This is a genomic window from Enterocloster sp. 210928-DFI.2.20 (genome assembly GCF_020554465.1).
GTDB classification, from domain to species: domain Bacteria; phylum Bacillota; class Clostridia; order Lachnospirales; family Lachnospiraceae; genus Enterocloster; species Enterocloster bolteae.
In genome coordinates, this window is the sequence record NZ_JAJCHK010000006.1 from 184,141 (window position 1) to 196,070 (window position 11,930).

The 11,930-nt window shown below is 50.3% G+C and carries 14 protein-coding genes; 2 read left to right on the forward strand and 12 right to left on the reverse strand.

The genetic code is table 11. The annotated features are described in order from the left end of the window. Window positions 1-11: 11 nt before the first annotated feature. Window positions 12-368, reverse strand: a complete 357-nt coding sequence (locus LI015_RS08540; protein ID WP_002567525.1) for an Asp23/Gls24 family envelope stress response protein — start codon at window positions 366-368, stop codon at window positions 12-14. Window positions 369-537: 169 nt separating this feature from the next. On the opposite strand from LI015_RS08540, the gene rpmB reads away from it, so the two are divergent. Next, window positions 538-723, forward strand: a complete 186-nt coding sequence (gene rpmB / locus LI015_RS08545; protein ID WP_002567524.1) for a 50S ribosomal protein L28 — start codon at window positions 538-540, stop codon at window positions 721-723. A gap of 223 nt (window positions 724-946) precedes the next feature. Here rpmB and LI015_RS08550 read toward each other — a convergent pair whose 3' ends face one another. The 11 genes from LI015_RS08550 to LI015_RS08600 form a co-directional block, all read right to left on the reverse strand. Then, window positions 947-1,084, reverse strand: coding sequence for a hypothetical protein (locus LI015_RS08550; RefSeq protein ID WP_002567523.1), 138 nt, complete (start codon window positions 1,082-1,084; stop codon window positions 947-949). 69 nt (window positions 1,085-1,153) lie between these two features. Beyond that, window positions 1,154-1,582, reverse strand: a complete 429-nt coding sequence (locus tag LI015_RS08555) for a GerW family sporulation protein (protein ID WP_002574524.1) — start codon at window positions 1,580-1,582, stop codon at window positions 1,154-1,156. Window positions 1,583-1,665: 83 nt separating this feature from the next. After that, window positions 1,666-2,751, reverse strand: coding sequence for a DUF2953 domain-containing protein (locus LI015_RS08560; protein ID WP_227124566.1), 1,086 nt, complete (start codon window positions 2,749-2,751; stop codon window positions 1,666-1,668). Then, window positions 2,748-3,047, reverse strand: a complete 300-nt coding sequence (locus LI015_RS08565) for a hypothetical protein (protein ID WP_002567520.1) — start codon at window positions 3,045-3,047, stop codon at window positions 2,748-2,750. The genes LI015_RS08560 and LI015_RS08565 overlap by 4 nt, the downstream gene beginning before the upstream one ends. 88 nt (window positions 3,048-3,135) lie before the next feature. After that, window positions 3,136-4,476, reverse strand: coding sequence for a hypothetical protein (locus LI015_RS08570; protein WP_002567519.1), 1,341 nt, complete (start codon window positions 4,474-4,476; stop codon window positions 3,136-3,138). Window positions 4,477-4,538: 62 nt separating this feature from the next. After that, window positions 4,539-5,783, reverse strand: a complete 1,245-nt coding sequence (locus tag LI015_RS08575) for a competence/damage-inducible protein A (protein ID WP_227124568.1) — start codon at window positions 5,781-5,783, stop codon at window positions 4,539-4,541. Window position 5,784: 1 nt separating this feature from the next. Continuing rightward, window positions 5,785-6,327: a CDP-diacylglycerol--glycerol-3-phosphate 3-phosphatidyltransferase gene (gene pgsA, locus LI015_RS08580; RefSeq protein WP_002567517.1), complete on the reverse strand. Its 543-nt coding sequence runs from the start codon at window positions 6,325-6,327 to the stop codon at window positions 5,785-5,787. Then, window positions 6,311-7,666, reverse strand: coding sequence for a 30S ribosomal protein S12 methylthiotransferase RimO (rimO, locus tag LI015_RS08585; protein ID WP_117565889.1), 1,356 nt, complete (start codon window positions 7,664-7,666; stop codon window positions 6,311-6,313). Before rimO ends, pgsA begins: the two co-directional genes overlap by 17 nt. Before the next feature lie 96 nt (window positions 7,667-7,762). Then, window positions 7,763-8,026: a DNA-directed RNA polymerase subunit omega gene (rpoZ, locus tag LI015_RS08590; protein WP_002567515.1), complete on the reverse strand. Its 264-nt coding sequence runs from the start codon at window positions 8,024-8,026 to the stop codon at window positions 7,763-7,765. A gap of 45 nt (window positions 8,027-8,071) precedes the next feature. After that, the gene (gene gmk / locus LI015_RS08595; RefSeq protein ID WP_002567514.1) at window positions 8,072-8,704 is read right to left on the reverse strand and encodes a guanylate kinase; all 633 of its coding nucleotides are present in this window, start codon (window positions 8,702-8,704) and stop codon (window positions 8,072-8,074) included. 43 nt (window positions 8,705-8,747) lie between these two features. Beyond that, window positions 8,748-9,626 carry a YicC/YloC family endoribonuclease gene (locus LI015_RS08600; protein ID WP_002567513.1) on the reverse strand — a complete coding sequence of 293 codons (879 nt, stop codon included), beginning with the start codon at window positions 9,624-9,626 and terminating at the stop codon, window positions 8,748-8,750. 326 nt (window positions 9,627-9,952) lie between these two features. Between LI015_RS08600 and LI015_RS08605 the strand changes: the two genes are divergently transcribed. Further along, a complete protein-coding gene (locus LI015_RS08605; RefSeq protein ID WP_002567512.1) occupies window positions 9,953-11,698 on the forward strand; it encodes an Rqc2 family fibronectin-binding protein in 1,746 nt (581 codons plus the stop codon). The last annotated feature ends 232 nt before the right edge of the window (window positions 11,699-11,930 follow it).

Consider the following 11,930-nt stretch of genomic DNA (forward strand, 5'->3'; position numbering starts at 1 on the left):
GTTACTTCCTCCTAGTCAATCACTCTAACACCTTCCACATAGATATTGATTTTCTCAACCTCCATGCCGGTGAATTCTTCTACCCTGTATTTCACGCTTTCAATCAGGTTGTCAGATACAGCCGAAATACTGACCCCATAAGATACGATTACGTGGAAATCAATGGATATTTTATTATCATTTATATCCACATTGATTCCATGAGTCAGGCTCTCTCTCTTTAATAGTTTAACCAGCCCGTCCTTCATGCTGACAGCTGCCATACCTACAATGCCAAAACATTCAACTGCGATGGTTCCTGCATATAAAGCAATCACGTCCGGGTTAATCTGGATTTCGCCCATTTTATTGCTGATTCGTCCCTTCATACACATGCCTCCGTTTCTTTACTAGAGACAGTATACACTATTTTCTGAAAAAAAGAAAGAAATTTTAATTTTTTCACTTGCAAAATTTGCAAACTTCTGGTATCATACATTTGTTGTGGATTTTTCTTAATGAAAGAATCCAAGTAACGTGTTAAGGAGGTGCAATAGTATGGCTAAGTGTGCAATCTGTGAAAAGGCAGCTCATTTCGGAATTCAAGTGAGCCATTCCCATAGAAGATCCAACAAGATGTGGAAAGCGAACGTTAAATCTGTCAGAGTCAAGGTTAATGGTGGAACCCAGAGAATGTACGTATGTACTTCCTGCTTACGTTCAGGCCTTGTAGAAAGAGCTTAATGAAACAGAACATATCACGGAAAAAGACATTGTCTCTGTCATACCGACAGGCGGTGTCTTTTTTTTGCGCAATATTCAGCCTGGTATCCGCTTGTCAGTCCCTGCCGCAAAAAACCAGACAGTAAAAAACAGGCTATGCTCCTGTGGGAGGAACGCATAACCTGTATTTTATATTCAATCCCTATTGTAGTCTTCTTCCTCTTCGATACGCCATACGTTTATATTAACAACAGAACAGATTATATCCTAATACAAGGCAGCCGATAACGAACAGGAAGGTAAAGATTGTCTCCGGAATAAAGAGCAGCACTGCCATCCCCAGTCCAAAGCAGAACAGCATAAGCCCGCATATTCTTCTCATATCTTAATTGTCTCCCCCATTCTGCAACAAGCTATATTCCATCATATGCAGAAAGGCGGCCCGGGATTCCTATTTCACATCCATATGTTCTGCCTTACCCGTGTCGTAGGCTGCCGCCGTATCCTTTGCGGTTTGGACCGTCTCTTCAGACACAGCTGGCTTCCCCCCCAGGAATTTGTTGATAAAATCCGGCGCCATATCTATGACTTTGGTGATGGCATCCTGATTCTTTACGTTGACAAGCTTAGTTACGCCCCCCTGAATCACCAGCACGGCGCTGGGGCTCATCTTGGCGCTCATGCCTCCGCCGCCCCGCTGTTTCTGCTTGACACCCTCAGCAAAGCTTCCGGCCGCCATACCGCATGTCACATCAACCAGAGGGACAATGATGGTATCTCCCACCTGTACCGGTTCCCCCACCACGGTCTTGGTGTTGACGAACTGGTCCATGCCTCTAAATAACGTGTCTATCGTAGATGTAAATTGATTCTCTGCCATAGTATGTCCTCTTCTCTATTTATTCCCGCGGGCTGTTGGGGGACAGGATATCCCATCCCCCAACAGCCGCCGCGAGTGTCATATCACTTTAAGAAACCCTTCAGCATCCTGCGGGTATGTCCGTCAAACAGGACCTGGAGTACCAGCCAAAGAATTACGGATAACCGTATTCTTCCTTTCAGGCTTCCCTCTGCGTCCAGTATTTTCTCATCAAATACCGGGTACAAAAAAAGCTGCCTGTGGTAAAACGGGTAAATAAGGCTGGCGGCCTGGAGCACCTGCCCCGTTGTATAGGGATCGTCAAACCCGAAGGTGACGGTGCACCTGCCCTTTCTGGGCCACAGATGTACCAGGAGACGTTTTGTCTGCCTGTAAAGGAGCTTTAAGGACGCCTGATTCTTTTCATCCTCCAGCCACATTTTCTTTTCCTGAACAAACTCCCTGATTCCTTTAAGCTTATCACAGATTTTCGCAAAAGAAAACTTAAGTTTTTCCAGTATATGCCTGATTGACTGACTGATACGGCCCGGGAAGCCTTTTATTTTCCCCATGATACCGGGCCCCTTTTTGTCAGACTCAGGCCCTGTCCCATCTTCCTCTTCCCTGCTATCCTTCCGGTTGGCGTCCTGTTCTCCTGCCCGTTCCCCATGGAGTTGACTGCCGTGGGCCTGTTCTTCAACGGACCGGCCGCCACGGGTCTGTTCACCGCCGGACTGACCGCCGTGGGTCTGTTCACCGCCGGACTGACCGCCGTGGGTCTGTTCCCCGACGGACTGACCGCCATGGGCCTGTTCCTCCTGGGACTTCCTGTAATGCTCCTCATCCTGCTGCAGTTCCTCATACAGGGACTGTTCTTCATCTCCCAGTATGGTCTCCAGACCGTCTTCCAAATCCCGGGCAGGATCCTTTTCCCGATTGTGCCACAGCCTGAAGCCCAGAACCTTAAGACTGCACACCAGGCCTTCGCCTTCATAAACAGCCCTGAATGCCAGGATATGAAAGAACCAGGTGGCGCAGACCGACAGCAGCAGCTGTCCGTGGTAGCTTCCCTCTGCCTTATACCTCACAGGGATGAACAGCACTGCCAGGAGAATGCCAAGCAGCAGCCCCAGGATGACCAGAAGAACAATACCTATTATCTTCAATATCACGAGCAGAATATGAATCATCTTGCCTCCCCCAGGTACGCCATATATGATTTCCAGTTAAAACCGTCCGTATGCCGGTACATATCATCCACCATGGTGCGGACTACCTCACATGCTTCCCCATATCCCTCGGCCACGCCTAAAATCAGGAAATCCTCTGCCTTGCGTTCTTCCTCTGTCAGCAGCATCACAGGCCGTATGTCAAGTATATGATTCCCACTCTGAGGAAGAGTAATCACATAGGTGTCCGGCATGAGCTTCCTTTCGCGGATTCCCATGAGGACCCTGGCCCGGTGCCTTCCGGCCCGGTCTCCCATATATAGATGCTCCCACCAGCGCATTCATTCATCTCCCTCTGTCTGCGCGCCAGGCCATGTCTGAAACCCATTTCCGCCAAGGCACGTCCTAATAATCTTCCTGGTCAAATTTATCCTGCTCCATCAACATGCGTATAAGGCCCATGGAAATCTCTTTTTCCTTCACATCAGAGCAGCTTCTGAGGCTCCCTTCCACATACAAACGCACTTCCTCCAGGGAATCAAAAAAGACCGGCAGCCTGGACAGAATTTTGGACATCACAGCCCTGACAAGGACCTTTGGTTTTCCTTCCCAGGCAGCTGACAGCTCCCCAAAGAAGCGCTCCAGCTTTCCGGCCATCAGTTCTTCATCCACCTTCTGATCCGCCTTGTCTTCCGGACGATCCAGGGACATGAAGGAGCTGTCCGACATGAGCAGCTCTATCTTCCTGAGAATCTCCCCGTCCTCATCCGCGCTGTCTGCCGCGCTCTTAACCTCTGTCGCCAGACGCATCCACTGCTCAAAGTAGGTCTCCTGCTTTCCCTCCAGCATGGACAGCTTATCTGTCAGCTCCTGCGGAATGGCCGTTACGGCCCCTTCCTCAAAAAGAGACTGGACCTTTGACAGCAGCTCTTGTAACAGGCTTTCCTCCGATACCTCCATCATCGCCCATCTTCTGGAAAGCATAAGCACATAAAGGTCATTGATCAAATCCATAAACAGCATCAGTTCCCCCGTGGTATCCAGGAGAATCTGTCCTGCCCGCTCCATCTCGGCTGTCAGATGCCGGTATTCCTCTGCTGTGACGGCCTTAAAATCCGCCCTTTCAAATTCCCTGAGAATGGAGTGAAGATCCTCGTATCCTGTCTCCATGTCCTCCGGCCGCGCCAGCATGGCCTCGGACCTCAGGATATACAGCATATCATCCAGGCTGGAGACCGGACCGCCCTTATAGACAGACAGCCCCTCCTCCACCATGGCAAAGAATTTATTCCTGGTAAGCCGTATGGGAAGCTGGCCCACCACGGACTGTATCCGTTCATTGACAACCATTGCCTCATCTGTGTCCGTGATATAGGCCATAATTTCCGCTGTCCATTCTTCCTCATCCGGCTGGACATTTCTGTTTCCCATGAGCTGGGGCTCAAAACGTCCTTCCAGACGGTTCAGAACGTACTCATACGCCTGAAAAGCATCCGTATAAGCGGTATTGGCCTCCATGGCCGAGGCAGTCTCATCCCTTAAGCCATTCAGCTCCTCCGGCTTCAGGCTTCCCTCCAGGAAATCCTTCAGCAGACCGTGGTATCGTTTGCTCAGCCTCTCCAGCCTGCTGCTTAAAAGGTCTCCTTCCAGGATTACCTCGTAGTACATATAGTAATTCAGGGCCAGCCGTGTATATGCATAGTGGCAGGCCGCTGAAATCTGTTTCTTCCTTCGTCTTGATTCCAAACCCAATTCCTCCCGGAACTTATTTTCACGCAATAAGCAAGGATGCTATATCCGCCTGGTATTTATTTATTAGCCAGTATGCAAAGACGCGCCAGATCCAGTGCCTTCATCATAGCCTGTTCCCGCACCTTTTCCCGGTTGCCCTTAAACTGGTATCTCCTGACGCAGGTTTTTCCCCTCAGGCAGCAGGCCATGTACACCAGCCCCACAGGCTTTTCATCCGTGCCGCCGTCAGGTCCTGCTATACCCGTAGTGGCCACACAGAGGTCGGTACCGCTGGTATTCACTCCGCCCTCCGCCATTTCCCTGGCAGTTTCTTCACTGACAGCGCCGTAAGCTTTCAGCGTGTCCTCACGCACTCCCAGAAGGCGCATTTTGGCTTCATTTGAATATGTCACCATACCTTCCATAAACACGCCGGATACACCGGGCACATTGACCATTCTGGCCGCTATCATGCCTCCGGTACAGGACTCGGCAGTGCACATGGTCAGATGATTCTGTTTTAGCAAATCCGCCACCGCCATCTCCAGGCTCACCTGTTCCTCGGTGGTATAGACAGCGTCCTTAAAGCGGTTCTTTATTTCCTTTTCCACAGGCGCAATGAGGGCCATACCCTCCTCCCGGCTTCCCGCCCTGGCCGTAATCCTTAAATGTACCTCTGCCGTCTTGGCGTAGGTGGCAATGGTGGGGTTGGTCTGGGCGTCAATCAGGTCCAGGAGCATGTCCTCTACCTGGCTTTCTCCGTATCCGCAGATTTTAACCATACTGGATACCAGCACCGCGTTCTGCTTTTGCTGGAGATAAGGAAACACCTGCCCGCTGAACATGGGATACAGTTCATTGGGAGGTCCCGGAAGCAGGATAGCGGTCTTGCCCTCCTTTTCCAGTATCAGGCCCGGGGCCATGCCGTTGGCATTGTCCAGCACCAGCGCCCCCTGGGGGACTGTGGCCATCTTCCAGTTGTTGTCCGGTATGTGCCTGTAAATGTTATTCCTGAAGAATTCTTTCAGATGCTCCCTGGTATGGGCATCCTCCACCAGAGGCATGCCGAATGCGTCGGCACATACCTCTTTTGTCAAATCATCCTCTGTGGGGCCCAGGCCTCCTGTCAGTATGAGAATGTCCGAGCGTGATAGCGCCTGGCGCACCACGGACATCATCCTGTCATAATTATCCCCCACCGTGACCTGGAAAAACAGATCGAAACCAAGCATGGCGCATTTCTCCGCCAGGAACTGGGTGTTGCTGTTTACAATATTTCCCATAAGTATCTCGGTCCCCACGGATATGAGTTCCACAGTCATGCTACATGCCTCCCTCTGTCAGGATTTTGATATTCTTTGCCACATAGTCCACCAGGGATATGATGGTCAGGGCAACCGCAATGACAACCACAATGTTTGTCACCAGCGTCAGGGCCGGAATATTAAAAATCATCAGAATGACAGCCGCCATCTGGAAAGTGGTCTTAAATTTGCCCCAGTAGCTGGCTGCAATGACCACACCGTTATCTGCTGCCACCAGACGGAATCCGCTGATGATGAATTCACGGCTGATGATGATGATGACAACCCAGGCCGGAAGCTGTCCCAGCTCAATCAGGCAAATCAGCGCGGAACAAACCAGAAGCTTGTCTGCCAGCGGGTCCATAAATTTACCAAAATTGGTCACCAGGTTATACTTCCTGGCAATCTTGCCGTCAAACAGATCCGTGAGACTGGCCACAATGAACAGAACATTCGCCACAATACGCATGGTATAGTTATTACCGTGGTCAAACAACAGGGCCGCAACAAAAAATGGGATCAAACACACTCTTATAATCGTCAGTTTATTGGGCAGATTCATCATACACCTCTCCTATCAAATCATATTCAGCGGCTCCTGTTACCTTAACCCTCACAAAGTCGCCTGACATCAGTTCCACATCCCCGTTCACAAATATCAGACCATCCACATTCGGCGCGTCCATGTAAGTCCGTCCCACGTAGGCAGGCTCATCCACCACCTTTCCTTCTATGAGAACCGTAAGCACCCTGCCTACCATATTCTCACAGTGTTCAAATGCAATGTCCTGCTGCAGCTCCATGATTTCGTCCCTGCGCTCCTCCTTCACCTCCTCCGGCACCTGGTCGGGATAGGAAAAGGCCGGTGTATCCTCCTCAGCGGAATAAGCAAATACACCCAGACGCTCAAACTCCATCTCATTGACAAAGTCCATCAGCTCCTCATGGTCGCTCTCGGTCTCTCCCGGAAAGCCCGAAATCAGGGTAGTCCGGATGGCAATATCCGGAATCTCCTGCCTGAGTTTTCCGATGCGCTCCATCAGCTCTTCCTTGTTGGTCCTGCGTCCCATGCGCTTAAGAATCCGGTCGCTGGCATGCTGGATGGGTATATCCAGGTAGTTGCACACCTTTTCCTCTGTCCGGATGGTCTCTATAAGCTCATCTGTGATTTCCTCCGGATAGCAGTACTGAATGCGAATCCAGTAGATACCCGGAATCTTTGCCAGCTCCTTAAGAAGTCTCGGAAGACATTTCTCCCCGTAAAGGTCCCTGCCGTAGAGAGTGGTTTCCTGCGCCACCAGAATCAGCTCTTTTACGCCTGCTTCCGCCAGCTGCCTGGCCTCCTTCACCAGCTGCTCAATGGGAACGCTGCGGTAGGGGCCCCTTAAATAAGGGATGATACAATAGGTGCAGCGCTTGTCACAACCCTCCGCGATTTTAAGAAAGGCATAATGGCCGCCGGTGGTAACCACACGTCTGACTTCCGTCTGGGGAAGCTCGCTCAAATCGTGAAAACAGGAAAGATGGGTACCCGTTCTTCCTGCCAGCACCTCATCCAGCACCTTTGCCACCTCCTCATAGGAAGTGGTCCCAAGGATGGCGTCCACCTCAGGTATCTCATCCAGAATTTCCTGCTTATATCTCTGGGCCAGGCATCCTGCCACCAGAAGGGCCTTTAAGTTCCCCTCCTCCTTATACCGGGCCATGTCCAGGATGGTGTTGACACTTTCCTCCTTGGCATCTCCGATAAAGCAGCAGGTATTGACCAGTATCACATCCGCCTCTGTCTCGTCGTCCGTAAACGTGATGCCCCGTCCGTTTAACAGTCCCAGCATCTTCTCTGTATCCACCAGATTCTTATCGCATCCAAGGGATACGCAAAATAACTTTATATTCTCCATATGAAAATAACTCCTAATGAACATTTAAGCCATCTCTGTCCAGGCAGCACCGGAAATGACCCAGAATGCTTCCCTGTACAGGAGACGGCTTATGATTTATGCGTTCTGCTCTTCCTCTTCCGTTGTCTCTTCCTCCGGAAGGATTTTTACCTTCTGGTGATACAGTTCATCAATGGCAATGGACAGAGGTTTCTTTCCTGCTGCTCCGGCAACCATGGGGTCCTCCCCCGCAATAAGCTGTCTGGCGCGTCTGGAAGCCGCAATGACGATGGAATAACGGCTCTGTACCACCGGCTGTTCCCCTGGCTCAATATCGCTGTTTACTACGTTGATTAAATCGGTGTATGATGGATGTAACATATTACATTCCCCTTTCAAAATTGTTATATGATTTTTATAAATGGTTTACTGTCTGTCATCCAGGTGGTAAAGTTCTTCCCGCATCCTGCTCAGGAAGTCCAAATGATAGCAGGTCTTACTGTGCTGCAGAGTGATAAGCTGATGCATCTGCTCCACACAGGCATCAATCTCGTCGTTAATCAGCAGGTAATCATAGGCTTCCATACCCGACGCTTCCTCAGCGGCACGGCGGAGCCTGGCATTGATGACCTCAATGGTCTCTGTTCCCCTGCCTACCAGACGGCGGCGAAGCTCCCCGGCACTGGGCGGCGTCACGAAAATCAGCAGCGCATCGGGAAAACGCTTCTTCACCTTAAGGGCTCCCTGAATCTCAATCTCCAGAATCACGTCCTTTCCCTCTGCCATCTTCTTCTCCACATAATCCCTGGGCGTGCCGTAGTAATGGTTCACGTACTGAGCGTACTCCACCAGACGCCCTTCCTCAATCATCTGCTGAAAATATTCCCTGTTGACGAAGAAATAATCCTCCCCGTCCTTTTCTCCTTCCCTGGGCTGCCTTGTGGTGGCGGATACGGACAATGCATAATTGTCATACCGCTTTAGCAGCTCTTTCATGAGTGTTCCCTTTCCTGCTCCGGAGAATCCGGATACTACCACTAAAATTCCCTGCTGGTTCATGGTATGCTCTCCCTGACTTTTCAATGTACTTATTTGGATGTTCCTATTCAATATTCTGTATCTGCTCCCTGACCTTTTCGATCTCGGTCTTAAGGGCAATGGCCTTGTCCGAGATGGACAGGTCCGTGGACTTGGACAGGATGGTATTGGCCTCCCGGTTCATCTCCTGGGCAATGAAATCCAGCTTGCGGCCAACGCTCTCTCCGCTTAAAAGCTCATTTCTGGTGTTGTGTATATGGCTTCTGAGACGCACCGTCTCCTCATCCACACATATCTTATCCGCATAGATGGTAACTTCTGCCGCAATACGGCTCTCCTCCATGGCTGTGTTGCTTAAAAGCTCCTTTACCTTGTCCTCCAGCCGGTTTCTGTACTCTGTTAAAATCTGGGGGGAGCGCTCTTCGATAAAATCCACCAGCGTTTCCATATAATCCAGTTTGCCTAAAAGGTCCTTCTTAAGATGTTCTCCCTCTATCTCCCTCGACTCCACAAACTTGACAGCGGCCTCCTTAAGGGCTTCTGAAAGAATTTCCCACAGATGCTCCTCGTCGTCCGGCACCTGCTCCATGGTAAGCACCTCAGGAAACTTGGCCAGGGCCGACACCTTCACATCATTCTGGATGCCAAACTCATCCGACATCCTGTTAAAGTACTCCATATATTCAGCAGCCAGCGCCCGGTTGTACTTAAGGCACATATTGCCTTCTGTGTAATCCTCGTAGTTGATGAACAAATCCACTTTTCCCCTCTGGATATATTTCTTAAGGAGTGTCCGGATGGAAGCTTCAAAATAATTGAACTTCTTGGGCATCTTAATACTTAAATCCAGATATCTGTGATTAACGGCCTTCATCTCGACAGAAATCTTGTACTCGTCCGTCACATTCTCGCATCTGCCGAAACCAGTCATGCTTTTTAACATAACGAATGCCTCTCTTTCGCTTTTATCCATAGTTAGTTAGTATTATAATTCATCTGGGGAATCAAGTCAACAAATTGTTCAACAAAGCAATTTCCGCTTGTTCAGCAAAACAATTTCCGCCGGCTAACCCAATTTCCAGTGAAGCAATTAACGGGGCGGTTCAAATGCAGGGCCTTTTCTATTCCGTCAAATTATGGTATTCTTATATTCAGCGGCCACAGCGCCCGGACATGCCCCGAAGCAGGGAACCTTCCGGTTCATCCCCTTTCCCTGTCCAAACAGCATTTCCCGCGTTAATACAGGCCCGACAGGAGTGTATATATCATATGGCATTTGACGGCATTACCATAGCAAACCTGGTTCATGAGTTCAAGGAAGCCCTTGGGGGCGGACGCATATCTAAAATCGCCCAGCCCGAAAAGGACGAGCTTCTCATAGCCATTAAAAATAACAGGGAAAATTACCGCCTCCAGATATCGGCCAGCGCAAGCCTCCCCCTTATCTATCTGACGGACAAAAACAAACCCAGTCCCATGACAGCGCCTAATTTCTGCATGCTGCTGCGCAAGCACATCGGCAGCGCCAGAATCGTGGACATCAGCCAGCCCGGCTTAGAGCGCATCATCCAGTTCGAGCTGGAGCACTTAGACGAGATGGGGGACCTGTGCCGCAAAAAACTGATTGTGGAAATCATGGGAAAGCACAGCAACATCATTTTCTGCAAGGAGGACGGCACCATCATCGACAGCATCAAGCATGTGTCCGCTCAGGTCAGCTCTGTCCGCGAGGTGCTGCCGGGACGAACCTATTTCATCCCCCAGACCGTTGCCAAGGAAAATCCTCTTTCGGTCACAGAGGAAACCTTCCGCCAGACAGTAGGATCCTCCTCCATGTCCATCCAGAAAGCCCTGTACAACCATCTCACAGGCATCAGCCCCATTATGGCTGAGGAAATATGCCACCTGGCAAGCATTGATTCGGATTACGGCGCCTCTGAATTGTCTGAAACAGAACTTCTGCACCTTTACCACACTTTTTCCCTGGTGATGGAGGATGTAAAGGAAGGGCGCTTTGCTCCTGCCATTGTCTTTGATGAAGAAGGCCCGGCAGAATACGCTGCCCTGCCCCTGACCTGTTACGAAGGCGGCGTTTACCGCAGCCAGTCCTTCCGGTCCATGAGCCATCTGCTGGAGGAGTACTATGCTTCCCGGGACACCCTCACCAGAATCCGTCAAAAGTCTTCAGACCTTCGCCGGATCGTCCAGACAGCCCTGGAGCGCAACAACAAAAAATACGATTTACAGCTAAAACAGCTGAAAGACACTGAAAAACGTGAAAAATACCGCATATACGGCGAACTCCTGAACACCTACGGCTATGAGCTCACCGGCGGCGAGAAATCCTTTACCTGCCTTAACTACTACACCAATGAGGAAATCACCATTCCCCTGGACACGCAGCTGTCAGCAAAGGACAATGCCAAAAAGCACTTTGACAAATACAACAAATTAAAGCGCACCTATGAAGCCCTGACAGACCTGACAAAGGAGACCAAGGCTGAAATCGACCATCTGGAATCCATCAGCTCCGCACTGGACATAGCCCTGGCCGAAAACGACCTGGTGCAGATTAAGGAAGAGCTGATGGAATACGGGTATATCAAAAAGCGCCGTTCCAGCGACAAAAAGCCGAAAATCACCAGCAAGCCCTTCCACTACATTTCTTCCGACGGCTTCCACATTTACGTGGGAAAGAACAACTACCAGAATGAGGAACTCACCTTCAAGCTGGCCACAGGAAACGACTGGTGGTTCCACGCAAAAGGCATTCCCGGATCCCATGTCATCGTAAAAACTGAGGGCCGCGCCGACCTTCCCGACCGCCTCTTTGAAGAAGCCGGTTCCCTGGCCGCCTACTATTCCAAAGGCCGTGACAATGACAAGGTGGAAATCGACTATATCCAGAAAAAGAACATTAAAAAGGTAGCCGGAGCCGCACCTGGATTCGTGATTTACCATACCAATTACTCTTTGGTGGCATCGCCGGAGTGCGGGTTGAATGAAGTGGAGTGATTTGGATTTATAGTGTCGTGAACGAGAGTACGGTACGTCTGCGGAGAGGGGAGGCTTGAGGCTGCAGGGGTTGTGTTGGATGTAAAGCAATACAAGCCCCGCACCCCCGCCTCCCCTCTCCGCAGACTGTGCATCTCTTCCGCCAGGTATATAAATCCGAAAAAAGCAAAAAAAGGGTCTATACTGAATGTTGGGGTGTGCTGAAAAGCACACTTCCAACATTCTTTTCGTT